This is a genomic window from Ruminococcus sporogenes (assembly GCF_054655175.1).
In genome coordinates this window covers 399,355-420,515 of record NZ_BAAHOA010000002.1, presented here as the reverse complement: position 1 = coordinate 420,515, position 21,161 = coordinate 399,355, and the positions used below count along the sequence as shown (strand labels likewise).

20 protein-coding genes are annotated in these 21,161 nt (G+C 35.5%); 5 read left to right on the top strand and 15 right to left on the bottom strand.

Annotated features, from left to right (window positions below; genetic code table 11):
* Position 1: 1 nt before the first annotated feature.
* From ACYQ0N_RS08445 to ACYQ0N_RS08435, 3 genes are all read right to left on the bottom strand, one after another.
* Complete coding sequence (locus tag ACYQ0N_RS08445) at positions 2-1,936, bottom strand: hypothetical protein (RefSeq protein WP_460162421.1); 1,935 nt, start codon at positions 1,934-1,936, stop codon at positions 2-4.
* Between the two features lie 225 nt (positions 1,937-2,161).
* Complete coding sequence (locus ACYQ0N_RS08440) at positions 2,162-2,548, bottom strand: hypothetical protein (RefSeq protein ID WP_460162420.1); 387 nt, start codon at positions 2,546-2,548, stop codon at positions 2,162-2,164.
* On the bottom strand, positions 2,548-4,386 hold the full coding sequence (locus tag ACYQ0N_RS08435; protein ID WP_460162419.1) for an RHS repeat domain-containing protein: 1,839 nt from the start codon (positions 4,384-4,386) through the stop codon (positions 2,548-2,550). The genes ACYQ0N_RS08440 and ACYQ0N_RS08435 overlap by 1 nt, the downstream gene beginning before the upstream one ends.
* 114 nt (positions 4,387-4,500) lie before the next feature.
* Between ACYQ0N_RS08435 and ACYQ0N_RS08430 the strand changes: the two genes are divergently transcribed.
* A complete protein-coding gene (locus tag ACYQ0N_RS08430) occupies positions 4,501-4,758 on the top strand; it encodes a transposase (RefSeq protein WP_460162612.1) in 258 nt (85 codons plus the stop codon).
* A 562-nt stretch (positions 4,759-5,320) separates the two neighbouring features.
* On the opposite strand, the gene ACYQ0N_RS08425 is transcribed toward ACYQ0N_RS08430, so the two are convergent.
* From ACYQ0N_RS08425 to ACYQ0N_RS08410, 4 genes are all read right to left on the bottom strand, one after another.
* The gene (locus ACYQ0N_RS08425; RefSeq protein ID WP_177532435.1) at positions 5,321-5,458 is read right to left on the bottom strand and encodes a hypothetical protein; all 138 of its coding nucleotides are present in this window, start codon (positions 5,456-5,458) and stop codon (positions 5,321-5,323) included.
* Positions 5,459-6,327: 869 nt separating this feature from the next.
* Positions 6,328-6,624: a DUF2442 domain-containing protein gene (locus ACYQ0N_RS08420; RefSeq protein WP_177533164.1), complete on the bottom strand. Its 297-nt coding sequence runs from the start codon at positions 6,622-6,624 to the stop codon at positions 6,328-6,330.
* A gap of 19 nt (positions 6,625-6,643) precedes the next feature.
* A complete protein-coding gene (locus ACYQ0N_RS08415) occupies positions 6,644-6,904 on the bottom strand; it encodes a DUF4160 domain-containing protein (protein WP_177533163.1) in 261 nt (86 codons plus the stop codon).
* Complete coding sequence (locus ACYQ0N_RS08410; RefSeq protein WP_177533162.1) at positions 6,897-7,109, bottom strand: Arc family DNA-binding protein; 213 nt, start codon at positions 7,107-7,109, stop codon at positions 6,897-6,899. Before ACYQ0N_RS08410 ends, ACYQ0N_RS08415 begins: the two co-directional genes overlap by 8 nt.
* Positions 7,110-7,258: 149 nt before the next feature.
* Between ACYQ0N_RS08410 and ACYQ0N_RS08405 the strand changes: the two genes are divergently transcribed.
* Entirely contained in the window at positions 7,259-7,690 is a 432-nt protein-coding gene (locus ACYQ0N_RS08405) for an HIRAN domain-containing protein (RefSeq protein ID WP_177533161.1), read from the top strand.
* Between the two features lie 176 nt (positions 7,691-7,866).
* On the opposite strand, the gene ACYQ0N_RS08400 is transcribed toward ACYQ0N_RS08405, so the two are convergent.
* From ACYQ0N_RS08400 to ACYQ0N_RS08375, 6 genes are all read right to left on the bottom strand, one after another.
* Positions 7,867-8,430: a hypothetical protein gene (locus ACYQ0N_RS08400; RefSeq protein WP_460162418.1), complete on the bottom strand. Its 564-nt coding sequence runs from the start codon at positions 8,428-8,430 to the stop codon at positions 7,867-7,869.
* The gene (locus ACYQ0N_RS08395) at positions 8,427-8,636 is read right to left on the bottom strand and encodes a helix-turn-helix domain-containing protein (protein ID WP_177533159.1); all 210 of its coding nucleotides are present in this window, start codon (positions 8,634-8,636) and stop codon (positions 8,427-8,429) included. Before ACYQ0N_RS08395 ends, ACYQ0N_RS08400 begins: the two co-directional genes overlap by 4 nt.
* 399 nt (positions 8,637-9,035) lie before the next feature.
* The gene (locus ACYQ0N_RS08390; RefSeq protein WP_460162417.1) at positions 9,036-9,377 is read right to left on the bottom strand and encodes an ATP-binding protein; all 342 of its coding nucleotides are present in this window, start codon (positions 9,375-9,377) and stop codon (positions 9,036-9,038) included.
* A gap of 1,094 nt (positions 9,378-10,471) precedes the next feature.
* Positions 10,472-10,612: a hypothetical protein gene (locus tag ACYQ0N_RS08385; RefSeq protein ID WP_460162416.1), complete on the bottom strand. Its 141-nt coding sequence runs from the start codon at positions 10,610-10,612 to the stop codon at positions 10,472-10,474.
* Positions 10,613-10,881: 269 nt separating this feature from the next.
* Positions 10,882-11,226: a TIGR04076 family protein gene (locus ACYQ0N_RS08380; protein WP_460162415.1), complete on the bottom strand. Its 345-nt coding sequence runs from the start codon at positions 11,224-11,226 to the stop codon at positions 10,882-10,884.
* A gap of 189 nt (positions 11,227-11,415) precedes the next feature.
* Positions 11,416-12,636 (bottom strand): class I SAM-dependent methyltransferase, encoded by a 1,221-nt coding sequence (locus ACYQ0N_RS08375; RefSeq protein WP_460162414.1) that lies wholly within the window; start codon positions 12,634-12,636, stop codon positions 11,416-11,418.
* Between the two features lie 440 nt (positions 12,637-13,076).
* On the opposite strand from ACYQ0N_RS08375, the gene ACYQ0N_RS08370 reads away from it, so the two are divergent.
* On the top strand, positions 13,077-13,883 hold the full coding sequence (locus ACYQ0N_RS08370; RefSeq protein ID WP_460162413.1) for a hypothetical protein: 807 nt from the start codon (positions 13,077-13,079) through the stop codon (positions 13,881-13,883).
* 194 nt (positions 13,884-14,077) lie between these two features.
* Here the strand turns inward: ACYQ0N_RS08370 and ACYQ0N_RS08365 are convergent, their stop codons facing one another.
* Entirely contained in the window at positions 14,078-14,608 is a 531-nt protein-coding gene (locus ACYQ0N_RS08365) for a hypothetical protein (protein ID WP_177533154.1), read from the bottom strand.
* Positions 14,609-14,889: 281 nt separating this feature from the next.
* Between ACYQ0N_RS08365 and ACYQ0N_RS08360 the strand changes: the two genes are divergently transcribed.
* Both ACYQ0N_RS08360 and ACYQ0N_RS08355 read left to right on the top strand, forming a co-directional pair.
* Positions 14,890-17,037: a Tex family protein gene (locus ACYQ0N_RS08360; protein WP_460162412.1), complete on the top strand. Its 2,148-nt coding sequence runs from the start codon at positions 14,890-14,892 to the stop codon at positions 17,035-17,037.
* A gap of 11 nt (positions 17,038-17,048) precedes the next feature.
* Positions 17,049-17,255, top strand: coding sequence for a class I SAM-dependent methyltransferase (locus ACYQ0N_RS08355; protein WP_460162411.1), 207 nt, complete (start codon positions 17,049-17,051; stop codon positions 17,253-17,255).
* 100 nt (positions 17,256-17,355) lie between these two features.
* On the opposite strand, the gene ACYQ0N_RS08350 is transcribed toward ACYQ0N_RS08355, so the two are convergent.
* On the bottom strand, positions 17,356-21,135 hold the full coding sequence (locus tag ACYQ0N_RS08350; RefSeq protein WP_460162410.1) for an endo-1,4-beta-xylanase: 3,780 nt from the start codon (positions 21,133-21,135) through the stop codon (positions 17,356-17,358).
* Positions 21,136-21,161: the final 26 nt, after the last annotated feature.

Here is a 21,161-nt window from a genome sequence, read left to right as displayed (position 1 = left end):
ATTAGTTTATTATAGCTATTTCATTAATATCTCTGCATTCAGTGTAGGAAAAGCTTAGGGTTGTAGGTATGCCTGAATAAGAATAATCATAGGATATTGTCGGGTTATCTGAAATACTGACGATCCATGTTTCTCCTTTGGGATTTTTAAGCAAAAATATACTGTTGTCAGATATAAATTCTCGCCATGCTTCGACCATATAAATCGTATCCTGAAATTTCATTTCGGGACATTCAATCTGCGACAGCTTACAGGTAAGCGAACCGGATATATAATTATTGTCATTGATTGTTATTTTAGGCTTGGCGCAGCAGCCCTCATGAAGATAATGATTTAAATTCTGCGTTATTTCACTTTCCTCCGGATCAATATATAAGTTCCAGTATTCGTTCATCTGAAATCTTTCCCTGTTTGGTTCAAAGGAATTAAGATCAGTTCTGCGTATAAGAGAATAAATAGTCCAGCAACGCCAATTCGGAGATAGGATTTCAGACAGATATTCGCTTCCGTATACCCATCTATCAGACTGCTTGACGATTGGAATTATTCTGTATCTGTATAGTTTTTTAGACGCGGCAAGATAATCATGGCAGGGTAGATAGTTAAAAACGATTCTTCTTTTCTCTCCAGTTACCGTATCCTCTCTTTCTATTAAAGCCTTGTTGTTACCCATATTATAGTCTATAACAATATCGTTTCTTTCATTTTCAACGCCGCAATTAAAACTGTAATTTTTATCTGCGGTACTGACTGATGTAAAGCGACCTGAAACAGAATTTTCAGTTTTCATATTGTTTTGCGCGGTAACTTCTAATTTTACCGTATAGGATGAATCGCTTAATATATCGTTAAATTCATATTTTAAGGTTTGATTGTAAATTAATTCCGATTCCCTCACAAGGGTAAGCTTTCCTCTGAATACGGAAACCTGTGAAGCAATGGGAGGAATAATACTAAAGCCTTCTTTAACAGTTATTATATTGTTAATATAGTCATAGCTTTTTACTATTCTCGTTTCAGATACAGTATATGAATTCTCTGTAGAATAAGTAACGGTAACATAATCGTCTTCAAATATGGAGAAAATCAATCCTTCCGGTACAGATACAGGTATGGTATCTTCGGAAACAGAATCGGAATCCCTTACAACAGCGTCGATTATACCGTCCGACTTTTCATCTTTAAACAAGGAATATTTATAATTTTTAATACCTATATCTTGTTCCTGGGAATAAGACGAGGCACATTCAATATTCCCGAATTCGTTTAAAGAAACATCAGGTATAATTACAGGCCGTTTTGCACATTCAAAAAAATATTCGGGGGAAGTAATATAATTTTTATATATTTTATATGTTGTTCCGGCAGGGGGAATCGCGGAAAAGGGGGCTTCCAAGGTAACGAGAGTTCTGTAATCGTAATTGCCGTAACCGTCGTCTGTACCGTATTTCAAAGTCGGATCATAATTAGTAATCATTCTTCGTTCTTTTACAGTTCCGTTATCAATTTCCATGCAGCAAGCCCCGTAAAGAGTGCGAATGCCGTTTACTTCATAATAAATGGGATTCTGAATTTCAGTTATGCCGTATGTAATAGGAATCTGAACAGAAGGGTGAGAAACATTAATAGATCTGACTGTTCCCTGCACAGCGAATATATCATATTTTTCCTGATATATATTCATTTTATATTTATAGCTTTTACCGTTTTCAAAAGTACCTGAAGACATTCTTGTTCTGGATTCATAATCATTGTATATAGCCGAAGCATACAGAGGAACGTACATCTTTTTAATAAGTCCGTTATTGCCTGCGTCATAGAACACAAAATCATAACCCTTTAAATGATCCCCGTTAAATATAAATGAGAAGCTGTTATCTTCAGAGGCGTCTATAGCCGTATTATGAGGGTATACATTTTGAGGTTTATATATCATATTATCACTTCCTTTAAAATATTTTTTGTAATAAAGAAAAAGAGCAAAACAAACAATTAAGTTTGTTTTACTCTCTGGTTGTAGATATGGCTGTAATAATCTGCTTGCTTTTATACCAGACATGATTAATAGTCTGATTGTCAACAGTTTTCTCGTATCTCAAACCGCTTGCATTTTACTTGTAGTTTGCAGTCGTTTAGCCGTTAGTAAGTCCTATAAGCTGATTTATATTCTATTAAATTCAATTTCAGTTGCTACAACATATAATTTAGCCTGACAAAAAAACTCAAACATAACCGCAAATGGTTTCTGCTTATTAAAAATATTCATTTTATAAAATTCTTTAATATCTTCAAGCTCAATTAATTCCCAACCATTTATACCATGTTCACAACCATTTATATCAATACCTTGATTATCTTGCATAAAATATTGTATATTGTTAAATATTATCTCTGCATTTGAACTATTAGTTTCTTTATCAAATAAAGTTTCTAATTTTATCTTTAATTTTCTATTTAAAGGTTTATATTCTAAGGAAATTACAGAACTGTCATGTAAATAGCAAACCTCAGTATCAATTATTTCCTTATTTTCAAATAGTATTTTCATTAATTATATCCTTTCCAAAAATATACTGAAGCATATGGCTCTGGAACAGTTTCATAAGCATAAAAGTGTTTATGAAATTTTGATGGGATTCCCTTATCAATATCATTAATATGATAATGTGCTCCATTTTCATGATTTGAATTTTCGTGCCATGTAAAAACAGGTCTATTTGTTAAAGGAGAAATCCATTGTATCATTGAACCATTCTTTGTACCTTCTCTATAAACTGGCACCAATCCAATCGGCTGAAAATCATTTGGATCTTCAGGAAAATACACTGGTTTTTTAATGGGCCAATATGGTATATCTATATCCTTTTCAGCGGCATCCGCATCATCTTTAGCAATCGACTGCGAACCCATAGAAGCGTACAACCACGGGGCAAGATAAGGATTGGCCTCCGAATCAATAGTTGTACTGAATTCTGACATCAAACCTGTTGGAGCTGACAACACAGGCGCTGACGATATTCCTGTTAACTCTGCTATTCCACATCCTATCGTTGTAAGAGCAGATGCAAGTAAAGAAGTAGTATTCTCAACAGCATCTTCTACAAAATAAGATGCTTTATTTATCGTTGTAGACAAACCTTCTTGAACTGCTGGTTGACTCAATGTTGTTGCTGCCAAACTTACAATACTAGCTGCTATAAATGCACCTGCTATAATTGCGTCATCCACACCTGCTATATGTCCCGTCGGATCGCTATAGTAAATCGGATTATTAGCACAATAAGTATAAAGGTTAAGGCTAAGCGGATCTTCTAATTTACCTGCATATGAATCCCTGCTGATAAACCTACCTGTTGCCGGGTTATAATACCTCGCCCTGAGATAAACCGTACCCGTTTCAGCGTCGTAATACTCACCGCAGTAACGGAAAGCATTAGTATCAGAATCATCAATATTCTTTTCAACGCCGAAAGCGTCATATGTATACTTCTTTGTAACCTCGCCGTCAGCATTTGTAAGATTTACAACGTCCCCATGCGCATTCTGCGTATAGTAGGTATACTCGGACTTATTACCGTTTCTGTAGTTGTACTTGGCAACAAGATTTGTACCTCTGATGTAACAATCAGCCTCATAGAACTGGTTATCAACCACATCAGCAACGATCTGCTTATTACCGTCCCAAACGTGATTTATCGTCTGACCGTCAACAGTCTTTTCATAACGTAAACCGCTTGCATTGTACTTGTAGCTTGCAGTCGTTTCACCGTCGGTAAATCCAATCAGCTGATTCAGACCGTCATAAGTGTTGGTTTCGCTTGTTCCATCGGCGGTCTTTGTAATCTGATTTCCGTTAGCGTCATATGTATAAACCGTCTGCTTTACATTTGAATTCGGATTTAAGTTAATCAGATTTTCGTTAGCTTCTGCGGTCTTTACTTCCTTCTGAAGCAGCGCAGTGTACTTGCCGTTGGAATCAACATAGCTGTACTCGGTTACATAATCCTCAGTACCTTCTGCCGTCATCTTGGATCGGTTGCCGTAATCATCATACTCGTATGAATAAGTATCCGTATTATTGCCCTTAGCAACGGATTCCTCAGTAAGTCTCTTTAGACCGTCATACTCATATGATGTCGTTTCTATTATACCACTTTCACTGCGTATTTTGCAAGCGTCAGAACCGTCTAAATAATAAGAATATTCGTAGCTTGATATGTCAGTATTACCGGATTTGTTTTCAATCTTTGTAATTCTGTTCGCTTTGTTGTAGGTATAAGTGGAAACTACGCCGTTTGCAAGGGTTTCCGACTTCTTGTTGCCGTTTGCGTCATAGGTATAGGAAACAGTTTCATTTCCAGATTCCTTAACCTTGACTATGCGCATTTCTCCATCATATTCGTATGTCTTTTCAGAATAGTTGAGAAGATTAGGCTTGCCTGTAAGCTCTCTGCTTACATACTGCGAAACGCCCTCATAGAAAAATCCTCTGAAAATTGAATAAGCACACCAAAATATACAGGGAAATTCAAGAAAACAATCGTAAATCTATATCAATCAGTGAAAACGTATTCACAGATAAGTCAGGAATACGGAATATCACATAGCGCCTTAGACAACTGGATAAAGAAATATTCAGAAGTTAAAATGGACGATAATACCATTTTTACCTCCAAGCAGATAAAGGAACTTCAAAACCGTAATGCACAGCTTGAAGAGGAGAATGTGATATTAAAAAAGCTACATTGGTTCACATAATCGATAAAAAGCTATGTAGTATGTCCTCGTTTTCCGATTTGGAAAACATCGTCTTGAATATTATATCCAGCTTTGCTTTCACTGTGTTTCTGCCCATTGGTATCAGCCTCCGTTACGTCTGTCATCCGTCCTTTTTTTAACTTTATTATGCCAATCATTGCAAGCTTTATAAAAGTAAATTTTAATTCAGTCCCAGTGGAGCCGAATAGTTGACATCTATTACGAAAAATAATGCATCGTATGATTTTGAGTACTATCGACATAAAATACATGAAGAGGAATAACTAATAATATAGTTTTGGCAGATTTATGCATGATTTTGTCCTGGTATTTTAGATGACAAATACGAAGCATACGTCTTGACTTTATCACAATTTACCGCCTTTTTCAAGCCATTCAACCTTTCTGAAACCCTGCGAAAAAGCCCGAATAAGCCATGCTTGTCCTTAAGGGTTTCCTATGCCATGAAACCTTATTCAACGGCACACGGTACGAACAGGGGAGGGTTACCGTTCCGCAGGCTTTTCGGGAAGATTTCCTAACCGCCGTCAGTTCAATAAATTCACGGACATTTGACGGTACATAACTGATCGGCGTACTTATCAAGCTTCGCCGTAAGCGTAGTAATCTTCTGCTCCAAGTACATTTCTATTGCTGACAATTTTTCCTCATTGACCGAAATTGAAATTGTTTTTTTCATAAACTCATGCCTTCCATTTTAAAGTTATCGTCAAACTTTTCTGATTTTTGTTCAGGGTGTTAGATTAGAACAGAATACAAATCCATTAACTTCATATTATTTTAAATGTATTATTATTTATTTTTTCATATCAGACAAAACGGTCCTTGAAATTTTGTATACTATTCTTTATATTTACAAAGAGCATATCTGAGATTATTTTTCTCAAATATGCCTGCATTTTCTGAAATATTTAAATGTCGGGAGTTCTAATCCTTTCAGACGGTGTTTTTCGGCTTTTTTCATCTATGGTTTTTAACTTCTTTTTTTCGCCGTTTGGGTATCAAAAAAGCCCGTAGCTACGGGCTTTTTGCACTTTCATCTATTTTGTCAGTGCTATATGGTGCGCCAGGAGGATTCGAACCCCCGACCTACTGGTTCGTAGCTATATGAAATGTTTAATAAAAGCCGTATCTATGCGGTTTAATTATAAATCGCTTTTAATTACTTTCAAAAGTTTATAGCGCACTTTTAGAGTAATGGCGCACTAATGGCGCACTGAAAGGACGTCGATATTTTGATAACGCAAAACTGCGTTTTCTGAATTGGCTTTCTTAAAATTTAGATATCTCCAAAATTCGTATGCACAAAATTGAAATTTCAAAACGTAATAAAACGTAATATTAGTAGTAGAAATTCGGACATACCAAAAATGAGACTTTCAGAACAAAGCTAAAAAACGCCCTTTTAAGCCCTGATAATTTTTACTATAGAAGTATTACAAAAGCATTATCGTTGATTCTGATAGCACTATAGAGCGTTTAAACATTAATACCAAATCTTTATATACAAAAATAGGAGCAGGATAATAGTCCCGCTCCTTAATTTTGTTATGCTACTTGAAGAGGGTCTGAAACGGTTTCACATTCAGCAATTGTAAAAGGGTCAATATCAATACAATTAGATGGATCGAAGCAACCGGATAAATCCCATGCAACTGTATCATTCATAACAGTCAAAGCTTTTTTAAAGAAATCAGGGTCTTTCAGTTTTTCCCAGACACCGCCTTTATTAACAAGATGTTTTACTGAAACTTTTCTGACAGTTCCGTCCAGCATATAAGCGAATACTGTAAAATCTTCTCCGGCTACTGCCTGAACAACAACTGGAAACATATCTTCTTGCATTAATGATTGCTCCTTTCTGTTATATTAACGGATTGATTCTGTTTAATGGCTGATTCTGTTTAGACAATTCCCAATCCTGCATAAGTTCGTCTCTGTGAATTTCACACCATGCAAGTATTAATTTTATCTGCTTGTTTGGTAAACTTCCACGTATAACAGAACCATTTAAAATATCAATCATAGCTTTTTTTCTAGCATATTCAACGTGAAAATACGGCGGGTTATGGTCTGCATAGTACATTGTAACTCTTATTCCATAAAATAAACTTATTTCAGGCATTATTTATATCCTCCTGTTTTTCGTTTCTATTAATCTTCTCGTCAATAGCTTCATTGATAAAGCCATTAATCGATTTGCCCTGATTTTCGGCAGCAGTCTTTATTATATCTTTTTTGCCTTTAGGCATTCTGACTTTCAATTCATCATAATTATTTTTCATATATTTAGCTACTGCTTTTTGCTGTGCCTTACTTGCGGGAGCCATGCATACACCCTCTTTCTATACCTATATTATATCATATTTTTGTATCGGGTACAATATACAAATTACACAATATATCGGGTACGATATGATATAATATAATATAATCACAGTCAAGGGAACGGCTGAATTAAAAAAGGAGGTAAACCGTTATGTTAAAGGACATCAGGAGCAAGGTTATGAGAATAGCTAACAGATTGGTCGTCCAAGGTTATGTAAGAGCCAATGCAATGATAACCGCCTGGAAGCTGATTCGTTACAGAGCATTGAAAACTAAGGTAAACGGCACATCATTCGATAACCGTCAGAATGTTCTCCAGCTCCTTTGCAAATACAATCCTACTGATATTGCTGTTAAGCTTATCCGTGACCGTCTGAATGCCTTTGACAGAAACGCTATAGCGGTTACAGCCGCCGTTAAAGGCAAGGTCAGTGCAGTAATAGGGTATCTCCCGAAAGCCGTAGCAAGCGTTATAGCCGCCTTAATGGACAAGGGTATAAATGTTAATGCCGATACTCTTTCAATCGTTGGAGGACATGGGGAGCTGGAAAACTACGGGGCAAGAATAAATATAAAATTGTGATTAAATAAAGTGATTTTTGTCACGTTTCAAGTGAATTTTGTCACGCATTGTCACATTTTTATATCAAGCTGTAAAACACGTAAATAAGCCGCTTATGACAGTTTTGTCCTTTCTGTCCTTTTTGTCACGTACCCTTTAAAATAAAAATCGGAGCAGGTTATTCCTGCTCCTTAATTTTATTTATTATCTAAATATTGCTTTAAACATTTTATCCATTCTGGAACATCTTTATTTTTGGTTAATAATTCACCATTTCTATACTCAGCTTTTTCAACAAATCCGTTTTCATTATCATAAAGCTTAACTTCATTACAGTAAGGCAGAATATTTGCTAAATCTTCAAAGCGTTTGTTATATCTTCGTTTAACGTCTTGTTCCGGAATATCATGCCCTCCCTTTTCGACACGATTCTTTATACGTTTAATGCTTTCATCAGCAGAATTAACCCCGATATAATAAAGACGTATAAAATAATCAAGTTCTCTTGCTTTTTTTATAGTTTTCAACGTGCGAGAGCCGGAAAGTGTTGTTTCTTGTGTAAGATTAATTCCCATTTTAAGACTGTTATTAATACGTTTAATTGCTTCTTTACCGCCCCTTATTCTATCTCCGCCTAATGCAGCGGTTATTTTATCAGTATCAATAATAACGCCTAAATCATTACTTTCCGCAGCTAAAACCCCAGTAAGGCTGCTTTTGCCTACGCCGTTAACTCCGCCGATTATTGTATATATCTTCATTCTTTGTCCTCCACATACTCCATAATGTCACCAGGCTGGCAGTCTAACGCTTTACAGAGTTTGGATATTGTTTCAGTAGTAACGCTCTTACCATTTTTTATAGCCGTTAATGCACTTTGAGAAATAATATTTTCTTGTCTGATTTTATATGTGGTCAATCCTTTTTCTTTCATTAAAGCTAATAATTTATTATATTTTATCGGCATTATAATTCTCCTTTTATGTTGCGATATTATTTTAACCTTATTTTATCCCATTATCATTATATCACAATTATTCACGGATTTCAATGTACAACATATACATTATTTTCCGTGAATGTTTGTGTACATTGGCAATTGACTAATCACGGGAAATAGTGTATAATATAGATACAGTCAATGGAGAAACCCAAATAATATAAAAAGGAGTTACCAAATATAGATATTACTTCCAGCCGTTTTCAATAGCTTTTTATATAAACGGCGCACTATTTTGATTTTTAAATAAAAAATAACGCCCTCTGAATTACTTCAAAGGGCGTATTTACGTTGTCAAGCGCTGACAAAATAGATGAATGATAAAAGTGGACTAAAGGGTTCAAACTGCGTTAAGGTTATCAACCCCTATTTTCCTTGTTTTCTCATTGCTTCAACAGCGTTATCAATGCTATCCGAAACATTAGATTTAGACCATTCAGACCAAAACTTAATTGTCGCACTATTGGGTTCGATTTTAGGTTTATCAATAAGAATTCTGCTTGGCAATAAACTTGCGTCTCCTACAGCAATTGCTTCACCGATATCAAGAATAGGTAATAAGTCTGCAAAGTTTCCTATACTGTCAGGAAGTAATTTTTTTATTACATTCTGATCATCTGAGTTTGTCAATCTCATAGCAATAAAATTACTGCTTTGACTCAAATCAGTATGATTTACTTCGGAAGGTCGTTGACTGATAACTACCAATCCTACACCGTATTTTCTTCCCTCTTTTGCTATCCTTTCGAAACTAAAATACAGAACGCGTAAAAGGTGATGGCGGCCGTGAAAAAAATGGTGACTTTAACGGAAAACTGTCGAGATTTATTCAACGTCTTAGTTCCAAAGTTTCTGATAAACGGCTGAACTTTATGTTTTCAAGTGATAAATCATTGTTAGAATATGATTATATGAATAAGCTTTGCAAACAATTAATGTCACCTGTCAGCCAATTTTTTCTGTGCAACAATGGATGGATAAAGATAAACTTAATCCCATTGCAATTTCCTGTGACGAGGCTCATTTGTATATTCCGGCAAATGCACAGAAGAGCGTTGAAGTTTCAAGCTTACATAAATTTTCCAAATAAGAAAGTTTATCCTTGTTGATTTCCATTTCATAGCCCCCTATAAAATCTATACTTAACCATAATTGGATAGGTGATCAATTATTTTTGATTTAATATCGATAACTGTCACTTCTGTTTCTCCGATATTAATATCATTAAAAAAAGTATAATTAAATAAATACAACTTTTTGTTTTTTAAATATATTTCAGCTGAAATAATATCTCCAATATTATTAATATCTATTTTGAAATCATACATCCTTATTACCTGATTATTTTCATTTGTGAGGTATTTTATCTCTAAAAAATATATAGTTTTTTGAGATGATGAAACCGAAACAGAGAAATATGTGTCATTATCATTTATTTTGATGTTTGGAATAGATATTGCATCCTGATATTAATGTAGTTAATTTCTTTGACTACAGTTAAGCTAATACTTTTAAATGTAAACACTTATTTGTGATAACCTTAGAACTTTTACAAATCTGAATTATCGTCAAGTGAAATATTAAGTTTGTTTTACTCTTTTGAATTTTTGCAGCAGTTTTGTAATCTCTATTGATTGAAATTAATCATGGATATAGCATTCTACTATACCAATAATTTTTTTATTCAATAAGATGCAAACTCTTTATAAGCGCAATAATTAGGTAAATTACCATTTAACCTGTTGTAGATAAATACTACACCAACAAATATAAGGAATGAACACCAAAAAAATGCGTGGCGATCATCCATATACCATTTGTTTTTTTAACATATCTTTATCACGCTTTTTTTGGTACTTTTTAAACTTAATAAAACGATAAATACCAAAGCCTATAGCAATTAAACCTAAAGAAACATCCCAGTAAGAAAATATTGTTTTCATTCTTATCAACTCACCTTAACCGTATATTTTTCGAGTATGTTACTCAGATTTCTAATATTATTTTGAGCATGCTCTTGATTGTCTTTATCCAGCCATTCCGAATACCAAGGAAACGATAGCATAGAAGATAAAGACAGTAAAACAATATACATCAGGGTATATGCTGCTGTTTGATGAAAAAATTTTATTTAGTCCACTTTTATAATTCATCTATTTTGTCAGCGATTGACAGGGCATTTTGATCATTATATGTATTACTTAATTGAAACTTAATCTACAGGTTCATAATCAATAACTGATGTTTCATCTGTTGCTTCAAGTTTAAATATAACAGGGCGAAGTCCGTCATTGCAGCTGCAAATTGCCACACCTTTTGTTTTTATCCAATCTCCATAGTAGAATAATTCATTTTCCGCACCATGAGCTAATGCAAAAACATACTGATAGATAGCTTTCCATGCTTCATCACAAAGTCCTGCCGGTTTAGCATAATCCGCATAGAATACTTGTCCCTCTTTAAGCATAGGACAAGCGGTTAATCCATCTGCACCGTATTCTTTTGCCAATTCTTCATTGAACATTTTTCGAATGACTGTTATCTTAACTTTTTTCATTTCAATACCTCCATTGAATATCTGAAAATTCATTATATCATAAATCGTAACATATTTCAAACACTATCTCGTCAATATCAATCTCGTCAGCGTCTCAATACCTCTTGCAATGAGCATTTTATTGTGTTTGGGCGTTTGGAAACCGTAATGAAATTCTCATCGAGCGCATATAAAGAAATATCCCCATTATTAATTATTTTTCTTAAGCCATATGCTGGCGCCATATGGCAAACTGCTGTATACAGGAATATTTGTAGGCCAATTTTTCATAAATATATCTGAATATTTATATAATAACATATCCTGAAAGAATTGTATTGAGTAATTTGGGTTATTTTGTAAAAATGCCCTTAGAATATACAATTCATTCCAAATAAAGCCTTTATTAATTATCCAGTCTTTAGGATATTCAAACGGATAAAAAATATCATGAAAGTGAATATATACGCCTTTATTTAATTGCGGTAATATCTCAAATAAAAGATAATTAACATCAGATCCGACCTTTGAAACATGAGAAGAATCTATAAACAGTATATCTCCTTCAGATAATTGCTTAAAGAAATCTAATGAAATATCCTGAAGTTCTTTTACATGTAATTCTATATTGTCTTCGGATTTCAATAGCATTTTTAGGCGTTCTGGATGAGGCTCTATAAAAGAAATATGTAATTTATTTTCTAAATAATACTCATTAGTATCAAGAGTGACTGCACTGCTATAACCGGAACCGATTTCGATAAGTCTTTTAGGATTTAAAATACGTAACATACAGTGTAAAGCAATTGCATCAGCCGCACCGAACCATTGGTTTTCATAATAATATCTGAGACCTTTTTTAGAATCGGATAATGTTAATTGCCAGTCCGGCAGCGTAGGATACAGTTCTATCATTTTATATAAAATTTCAAGCTGTTTTTTCTCATTAAAATCAATATCTTTAACAGTTGTATTTTTATTAAATATACGATCGGATTTCTTTAATATTTTTTCATTATCAGGATATAAAGAAAAATAGTGTCCAATAGGATATAAATTACTTTCTGATTCCGGTAATAATCTAATTATTTTCATTAATTCATTTGGACATATATATTTCATACCGTTTGTTTTTAATTTTTTATATACTTTTTGAAATATTTCCGGATCTCTATCCGAAATTAATACTAATGTATTGTCGGAAATTTTCTTTAAATCTTCTAAAGAAATAAAATTTAGTTCCTGTAAATTTTGATTATTTATATAGTTATAATCGTCAAAAATATAATCAATTTTAATATTTGCATTGCATAAATTTTTATACAATAATATACCAAATTCTTCTATTCCTGCAATAACCTTGTATTTAATATTTACATCTAAGGATTTAATATATAAATCAATAATGCTGTACTTATTAAATGTCTTCATATTTTCCTCCTTATGCTTTCAATCTGATATTCTATATACCTGACTATGACAACAATAATTATTTTTAATTTATCATAATGAATAAAATAATTCAAGCTATAAAGGAAAAATTATTGAAGATTCTGTATAATTATACAAACTATTGTATTAATATTTAGAGAATATAACCAAAAATATCCATTCCTTTTTTACTGATTCAATCTATTATTTCTAAAAAAGTTTTTGAAATTGACTCATATTATTTTATGTTGACAATAAATGCCATTATTTAATAATATAGTTTAATTCATAATTGATTACTATCTTATAAACGGTGATTTCTTGACTTTTTAAATACTGTATGATATAATAACAAAAGATATGTTAATATACGTATAATTATTATATCTATTTTGCTACATTATGAATAACATTTATTAATTATGGAGGTCAATATTTTAATGAAAAGATTGGCAATGATTTTATCAATGGCTGTGGCGCTGTTAATGACGACAGCCTGCACAAGCGACGATAAAAGCGACGAGAAGGAAACTGAACAGTCAATTACAGCAGAGTCTTCGGCAGCCGAAATAGAAGTTACCGAAGAGGCGCCGGAAGAGACAACTTTTTTTGAAGAAGAAACAACTGCGGCTGTGGAAGAAACAACTGTAAAGGCAGAGGCGGATGATTTTGTACCTGTTGAAGGATTGAGCGAAAAATACGGCGATCTTGAAAACAGAAGCTTTTCCTATAAGGGTAAGATTTTCAAGCTTGGAGAAAGCACTTTGCAGGATCTGATTGACGGCGGAATTCCGTTTAAGGAAAGCGAATTGAATAATATCGGCAATAACGTAAATAAAAACTACGAAACCGGTACGTACAATGTGAAAATTAATGATAATGTATCTATGCAGTTCCAGTTTATAAATATTACAGATTCCAATATAACTGAGTCAGAGGCTCTTCTTTCATATGTAAGATGGTATGTTCTTCATGTTCCTCAGTCTGATTATGATGAAAGCAGGAATGCGGAATTCTCTGAAAATATCAGCAGCGCTGCAAAAGACGTGTGTTTCTCTTTTCCTCTTACGCTTACTAAGGAGCAGCTCTTAGAAAACAATAATAACGCTACTGAATTTAATGATAATTTCAATAGTGTCGAATACAAGATTGACTCCGAAGTATACATGGGTGACAGCGGCTACTCTTTTGAATTTAATAAAGATACTGATCAGTTGAAAGAAATAAGTATTTCGTGGCTACCTTAATCGCGGATTAATAAAATAACATTGTTCAATGTAAATGTATAATTTTAAAAGGATACTTATTAAAAACAATACCGCATGTCATGTGCGGTATTGTTTTAGCTTGCGGTTATTCTAAATATTATGTGCTATATGCTTTTAAATAATAAAAATGATTGCGGAAAAAGATTTCTGCAATCATTTAATTTTTTATAGCTTTATATAGCTTTTTTATTTCTGCCGACATCATAACGGTAATTTTTATTTTCTGCATAACGCCAAGCATCTGCAGAGTTCACAAGGAGAAATTCATTTGAATCAGCAGATATAAATTTTAAATAATCCTCTTTTATACGAAGAATACTAATATATTTGTAGGGGAGGGTAATTACAGTTGAATAGCTGTTTATCATAAATAAATAAGAATTAGTTAAAATTCCTCTTAGCCGGCTTAATTCATCGCATTCCTGCTCTGACATATATTGCTTAAGATTTTTTTGCTTTACTGATTTTTCATGATCGCTGTTATTTCTTTTTTCTGAAAGCTTATAAAACTTTTCTTCAAGCTCTTTGAATCTATACATTGGTATACAAATCAGCTCCCGATTTGTCATACCGGGATAAATAACATACGGACCTGGATTCAAACCAAATTGTTTAGCTGACAGTCTGAAGCTGAAAAATTCTTTTTTATTTTTTAATCCGTCCTTAGAAGCAATAGTGTCAAAATCTATATTAAAATAGTTCATATTAATCCTCCAGTCTGATAGTATGCATCTTACTAATTATATAATAGCAGTTAATTCGATGTTTTTCAAGTAGAAATCACAAAAAATATAAAATTTTGTGATTTTTCCTTCACAGTATGTGCGGACAATATAAAATCTTTTCTTAATATAATATTATAGCATTAAATTACTGTAATGTCAAATTTTCGACAATCGGCAGATAAAATATTTTTATTTTATTGAAATTTCAGAAAAAAAGTGGTAAAATGAATATAATTAATAAATAGGATAGGGAATTAATAATGGAAATCAATAAAATTTTAGCTGAAGAATTTAAACTTAGACAGGAACAGGTGGTTAATACAGTTGCTTTGATTGAAGACGGAAAGACAATTCCGTTTATCGCCAGATACCGTAAAGAGCTAACCGGTTCGCTTGACGATCAGATTTTAAGAGAGCTGTCGGACAGACTGACATATCTGCGGAATCTTGAAATCAGAAAAAGTGAAGTCAGCTCTTCAATTGCCGAACAGGGAAAATTGACTGAGGAAATCAGTTCGGCTCTTGATAAAGCTGAAACCCTTGTCGAGGTAGAAGATATATACCGTCCGTTTAAGCCGAAAAGAAAAACAAGAGCAAGTATTGCGAGAGAAAAGGGACTGGAAGTTCTTGCAGATTTAATCGGTAGACAAGATGATAAATTAGATTTACATAATGAATCTCAGAAATTTATAAATGTTGAAAACGGTTTGGAAACAGAAGAAGAAGTAATTCAAGGAGCTTCTGATATAATAGCAGAAAACGTATCGGACGACGCAGAGCTGCGAAAGAGTATAAGAAAGCTTTATGAAAAGGCTGCTAAGATCGAGTCAAGGGCTTCGGATGAAAATGCCGAAACTGTATATCAGAATTATTATGAATTCTGTGAGCCGGTTTCAAAAATAGCAGATCATAGAATACTTGCCTTGGACCGCGGTGAAAAGGAAGGAGCTCTCAAGGTTTCTGTATCTATAGATGAGGAGTTTTGCTTTTCGATTGCTGAAAGGAAGTATGTAATAAACAATACTGATAGCGGAAATATCGTTAAGGCAGCGGTACAGGATAGCTGTAAGCGTCTTATAATGCCGTCGGTAGAGCGCGAAATAAGAGCTGAGCTTACAGCAAGAGCCGCTGAAGGAGCTATCAAAGTATTTTCATCAAATCTAAGACAGCTTCTTTTACAGCCGCCGATAAAAAACAGCGTAACATTAGGACTTGATCCGGCCTACAGAACAGGGTGTAAAATTGCGGTGGTAGATAGTATTGGAAAGGTTCTTGACACGACTGTGATTTATCCTACGCCTCCTCAGAAAAAAATTGAAGAGGCTAAAACTAAGCTAAAGAAACTTATAACAAAGTACGGAGTAACCACAATTGCTATAGGTAACGGAACAGCTTCAAGAGAAAGCGAAGAATTTGTTGCCGAGCTTATAAAGGAAATACCTCAGAATGTAAGCTATATGGTAGTAAGCGAGGCGGGAGCGTCGGTTTATTCCGCTTCAAAGCTTGCGGCCGAGGAATTTCCCGAGTATGACGTTTCACTAAGAAGCGCGGTTTCAATTGCAAGACGTCTGCAGGATCCATTGGCGGAGCTTGTTAAAATTGATCCTAAAGCGATTGGAGTCGGTCAATATCAGCATGATATGCCGAAAGCAAGAATGAACGAAGCGTTGTCCGGGGTTGTTGAGGATTGCGTAAATTCTGTCGGCGTTGATCTTAATACGGCGTCGTATTCTTTGCTAGCATATATTTCCGGAATAAATTCTTCCGTTGCAAAAAATATAGTAAAATACCGTGAAGAAAACGGTGCGTTCACAGACAGAAAGCAGCTGTTAAAGGTACCTAAACTTGGGAAAAAGGCTTTTGAGCAGTGCGCGGGATTTCTTCGTGTAAGGGACGGTAAAAATCCTCTTGATAATACGGCTGTACATCCTGAAAGCTATGAAGCGGCAAAAGAGCTTATGAATGAATGCGGATTCAAGCTGTCGGATATTGGAACGCCTGAAATTCGTATGATTAATGAAAATGTAAAGGCTTTAGATAAAAAATTAATCTGCGAGAAGCTGGGGATAGGTATGCCTACGCTTGCAGATATTGTAGAGGAATTGCAAAAGCCGGGCAGAGATCCCCGCGACGAACTGCCTCCGCCGTTAATGAGAAGCGGAGATATTATGGAAATCAAGGATTTGAAGCCCGGAATGGAACTGTCGGGAACTGTTCGTAATGTTATAGACTTCGGAGTCTTTGTTGATATAGGCGTTCATGAGGACGGACTTGTACATATTTCGCAGATTTGCGATAGATTTATAAAGCATCCTCTTGAAGCGGTAAAAGTCGGCCAGGTTGTTAAGGTAAAGGTAATTGACGTTGACGTTAAGCGAAAAAGAATTTCATTAACTATGAAAATATAGGTAATAATGCCATGATAACAAATAAAAAAATAGATAATGGAAGCTCCTTTGATTTTGGAATGATTTCTCAAGATTATGCCAGATACCGTGATATTTACCACAAGTCGTTTTATAATAGAATTTATGAATTGGGTTTTTATCATAAATCTCAGAAGCTATTGGATATTGGAACAGGCTCCGGCGTTTTTCCCAGAAAAATGTATAAATACGGCTACTGATTTTAATAGTAAAAAATATTCCGTATAAATAAGAAATAACCTCTGCTAACAATGCAGAGGTTACTTTATTAATATTTGAATTTCATGTATTTAAAATTAGTTATGTAAACTGCCACCAGTCTAATTCAATAGTGTCGCTGAAAATAAAATAAATATCCTGATTACCGCTTATATTGTTTACAGGAACGGTTATTTCAGTAAATTTACCGTCTGAATTAGGAATTACAGCATAGCCGATAGCTTTTCCGGTTTCGTTTCCGACGCAGATTTTAACGATTGCCTCTTTTTGAGATGAAGCGCAGATAGTCAGACTTTTTGAGCCCTTTGAAAAGTCTGCGCCGAAAACGCTGATCCAGTCGCCGGATTGTATATCCGTTATAATTGTATCTCCTGTTCCTCTGACGTTTACCCCCGCTTGCCTGCTTATGGTTTCAGCCTGAACCTTTTCATAAGGATTAAGCGACTTTAATTGCGGTATTCCTTTCATGTCGCCGATTACGGAATTGAAAGAAATTCCGTTCATGGTTATTTTATTAACCTGAGGGCTTCTGTAATTTCCTGTGATACCCATTGCGGCTTCAACCGCTCTTGCATGATAAAATAAGTAAAGCTCACTGTTGAGTTCAACAATAGAATGATGGTTGTTGCCGTAGAGACCAAAAAAGTTTCCCTGATTTTTAAACAGTTCTCCTCCGTAAGTAAACGGTCCCATAGGGCTGCCGCTTATCATATACTGAATAGCTCCGCTTGACATTCCATAGGAATTTCCAGTTGTATTCCAATTTGAACAGTAAGTATAATAATACTTGTTTCCTATTTTGTTTATTCCTGAATCTTCAAATAAATATGGAACATCGATAGTCTGCGGATCGCCTGCGAGGCTTATCATATCGTTTCCCAGCTTTACTACCCGCGCCGTGCCGGGATTTTCTGTTTTTCCGTCAGGTACTCCTCCTCCGAAATAAAGATATCCGGTTCCATCGTCATCTACAAGTACGGCCGGATCAAACAACCATGTAACGTTGGAGCAGTTAGGCGTAGAACGCGTAATCAATCCTTTGCCTAAAGGGTCTGTCCAGGGGCCTGTAGGACTGTCCGCTGTCAGTACGCTTACTCCGTTTCCTCCGTTACAGAAATATAGAAAGAATTTTTCTTTACCGTTAATTGTCTTGTGCGCGGCACACGGCGCCCAAGAATTTATCGCCCAGGAAGCCGCGCCGCTTGAGCCTGCAACCTGTATAGCTCCGTGGTCTGTCCAATTTACCATGTCGTCGGAGGAAATGCAGTTTATCTGATTTATCTGACCGTATGTATTTTCTATAACTGAACCTCCGTTGTCATACTCAATAATGTCGTTTGTTGAGTAAACATAAACCCGTCCGTTATACTCCATGACGCCGGGATCTGCACCGAAACGCTGAGTATACAGAGGATTATTTTCACCGCTTTTTTTATAGGAAGATGTCAAATTAATATTTGAAAAAAGCTGTTCCATTGCCGCGGTATCAGTAACTTTTTCTTCAACGGGGAATTCAGTAATTTTGCACAGCAGAAAATCCTCAATCAAAGATATATCGTTTTCATCGAATATGCCGTTCTGATTTACATCTGCACATATCTGCGACGATTTACTTGAAAAACCGTTAGTATATCCCCGCTTTGCAATTATAAGATCAAACGCATTGATAATCCCGTCTGAATTTATATCTCCGAGTATGATTTCCTTAGAACCTGCCCCCATAATAGACGTGCCTTCTACAGCTCCTATCGCTTCATCTATATAGAAATTATTAGCGCTGTCGGCGGTTTCAACATAAATATACATATTTGAAGCGTCTGCCGGAATTTGATAATTCTTATTGGCAAGCTGTACCCATTCGCTCTGTATCGCAGTAGCTTCTGAAATAGTGGAATAGCATGTATTGCCGCTGCTGTCAGTATATTGCAGCTTCATATAAAACTTTTCCGTGGAATCTCCGTCAAAATATATTGCGTTTACGCTGAAGCTGTATATGCTGCCGGGAACAAAGGCGGCGGTATTAAGTTTTTTCTGGGCGCCGTTCCAGGCTTCTGTACGATTTTGTATAAGCAGAGCTTCGCTGCCAACGTAGGCTGTGCGGCCGCTTGTCATAATATCGGCGCTGCCTCTGCCGCTCCAATTAAATGTATTACCTTCAAATGTGTCATAAAAATACCAGCCATATTCATTTGGCTCAATTTTTTTATTAAAATTGCTGCCATCACCCCATTCGGATTCCGGAATCATATTGGTTAGAGTTGTATATGCGAGCTTCGGCTGGTTATTTACATCGTAAAGAAGAGGAGCATTTTCTGATTTTATCCATGTGTTCGCGTCATTCGGTCCCCAAATGCAGACAGCGGTTACTCTGCCTGATGAAGCGGGATTTTTGTTCCAGTCCATAGCTGCCTGAAAAATGGACTTGTACTTATCTGCTTGTTCCTGCAAGGTATATTTGCCGTTTTCCGTGCTTATATCAAGCTCGGTAATCTGCACATCGCATCCAATGGAGAGATACTTCTTCATAGCTGTGATGTAGGAATCTGTTCCTGCAAAGCCTGTTGCGTTTGCCGGAACATGAGACTGCATTCCCACGCCGTCGAGGAGTCCTTTTTCATAGAGATCCTTGCACATATTGTAAATACAGTCGCGCTTGTGATCCCAATATTCATTGTAATCATTATAATAAAGATCGCAACCCTCCGGAGCATATTTTCTTGCGTAAGTAAACGCTTTTTCCACAAAGCTGTTGTCTCCGTAAACTGAAACCCAGGCGGATGTGCCGCCTGTAACATTATTGTCGCCGGCTTCTCTCGCGCCTCCGTAATTAGCGGTTCTGTTGCTGTCGTCGCTGACGGCTTCGTTTACAACGTCATATGCATAGAGATTCAGAGAAGGATACTGCGTTTCAATGGCATTGAACATATTTTTGATGTAGCTTTCCAGTCTTTGATCCATTACAGAGGATGAAACCCATGCACCGTTTGCATTATAATTTTCCTTAAAGAACCAGGAAGGCGTCTGACTGTGCCATACAAAGGCGTGACCACGCATTGCAATATTATTATTAACGCAGAAATCAATGATGGCGGCAGCGTTATTTAATGATACGCCGACGTTTGTTCCGTTGCATTGACTTTGTACGAGCGTTGCGTCCGGTTTCATTTCATTTTCACACTCAATGCTGTTATAATCCTTTAAAATATTTGCTGTAATTGCAGAATTGGCAACAGTTGATCCGTTTAAAATATTTCCTACTCTGAAATAGTCGGCAAACTCGTCCTTGAGACCTTTTTCTGCCGACGCCGCATAAACTGTATTCAAGTTTTCCTTTGAGGTAACGTATACTTCGTCAAAAGTAAAATCATTTGTTGAATCGGTTGATATTGTAAGCCTGAATTCATAGCTGTTTTCAGGAGCCATATAGTCGGCGGAAAGCTCTGACCATTTTCCGGAATCACATTCCTCAGATGAAAGTAAAACAGTTTCTTCTTTATCAATTTTCGAATCAATATATGTAAGAGTAAATCTAAATGTTTCACTGGTCTCGCTGATAACCTGTATACTGTAGTGATAATTAACTCCGCCCTCCAGGTAAAACCCCTTTGAAGAGCTTGCGCCGTCAGTCGGGTTAGTTCTGTCCGATACCGTCATACCTCTTGAGCCGTTATATCCGGCAAAACTGTCTGCCGAAAGCTTTACCGTATCCGTACTGCCGTGCCATCCGTCATAATTTGTTTCAAAATCGTCGCTTACAAGCGTTACCGCGGTTACGTATTCTTGATATGCAGGAAAATATGATATAATTCCTGAACAGCACAAGGCAGCGGTTATCGCAGAAAATAGCTTTTTAATTTTCATAATTCTCCTCCTCTGTTTTGGATAAT

What these genes read in the sequence shown, in the direction of transcription:
- ACYQ0N_RS08425 (WP_177532435.1), bottom strand. Translation starts at nt 5,458, where the DNA reads ATGAAAAAAACAATTTCAATTTCGGTCAATGAGGAAAAATTGTCAGCA.
- ACYQ0N_RS08400 (WP_460162418.1), bottom strand. Translation starts at nt 8,430, where the DNA reads ATGAAGATATATACAATAATCGGCGGAGTTAACGGCGTAGGCAAAAGC.
- ACYQ0N_RS08350 (WP_460162410.1), bottom strand. Translation starts at nt 21,135, where the DNA reads ATGAAAATTAAAAAGCTATTTTCTGCGATAACCGCTGCCTTGTGCTGT.
- ACYQ0N_RS08395 (WP_177533159.1), bottom strand. Translation starts at nt 8,636, where the DNA reads ATGCCGATAAAATATAATAAATTATTAGCTTTAATGAAAGAAAAAGGA.
- ACYQ0N_RS08385 (WP_460162416.1), bottom strand. Translation starts at nt 10,612, where the DNA reads ATGAAAACAATATTTTCTTACTGGGATGTTTCTTTAGGTTTAATTGCT.
- ACYQ0N_RS08355 (WP_460162411.1), top strand. Translation starts at nt 17,049, where the DNA reads ATGATAACAAATAAAAAAATAGATAATGGAAGCTCCTTTGATTTTGGA.
- ACYQ0N_RS08365 (WP_177533154.1), bottom strand. Translation starts at nt 14,608, where the DNA reads ATGAACTATTTTAATATAGATTTTGACACTATTGCTTCTAAGGACGGA.
- ACYQ0N_RS08370 (WP_460162413.1), top strand. Translation starts at nt 13,077, where the DNA reads ATGAAAAGATTGGCAATGATTTTATCAATGGCTGTGGCGCTGTTAATG.
- ACYQ0N_RS08415 (WP_177533163.1), bottom strand. Translation starts at nt 6,904, where the DNA reads ATGCCTGAAATAAGTTTATTTTATGGAATAAGAGTTACAATGTACTAT.
- ACYQ0N_RS08410 (WP_177533162.1), bottom strand. Translation starts at nt 7,109, where the DNA reads ATGGCTCCCGCAAGTAAGGCACAGCAAAAAGCAGTAGCTAAATATATG.
- ACYQ0N_RS08440 (WP_460162420.1), bottom strand. Translation starts at nt 2,548, where the DNA reads ATGAAAATACTATTTGAAAATAAGGAAATAATTGATACTGAGGTTTGC.
- ACYQ0N_RS08420 (WP_177533164.1), bottom strand. Translation starts at nt 6,624, where the DNA reads ATGCAAGAAGATATGTTTCCAGTTGTTGTTCAGGCAGTAGCCGGAGAA.
- ACYQ0N_RS08375 (WP_460162414.1), bottom strand. Translation starts at nt 12,636, where the DNA reads ATGAAGACATTTAATAAGTACAGCATTATTGATTTATATATTAAATCC.
- ACYQ0N_RS08360 (WP_460162412.1), top strand. Translation starts at nt 14,890, where the DNA reads ATGGAAATCAATAAAATTTTAGCTGAAGAATTTAAACTTAGACAGGAA.
- ACYQ0N_RS08435 (WP_460162419.1), bottom strand. Translation starts at nt 4,386, where the DNA reads ATGCGCATAGTCAAGGTTAAGGAATCTGGAAATGAAACTGTTTCCTAT.
- ACYQ0N_RS08380 (WP_460162415.1), bottom strand. Translation starts at nt 11,226, where the DNA reads ATGAAAAAAGTTAAGATAACAGTCATTCGAAAAATGTTCAATGAAGAA.
- ACYQ0N_RS08405 (WP_177533161.1), top strand. Translation starts at nt 7,259, where the DNA reads ATGTTAAAGGACATCAGGAGCAAGGTTATGAGAATAGCTAACAGATTG.
- ACYQ0N_RS08445 (WP_460162421.1), bottom strand. Translation starts at nt 1,936, where the DNA reads ATGATATATAAACCTCAAAATGTATACCCTCATAATACGGCTATAGAC.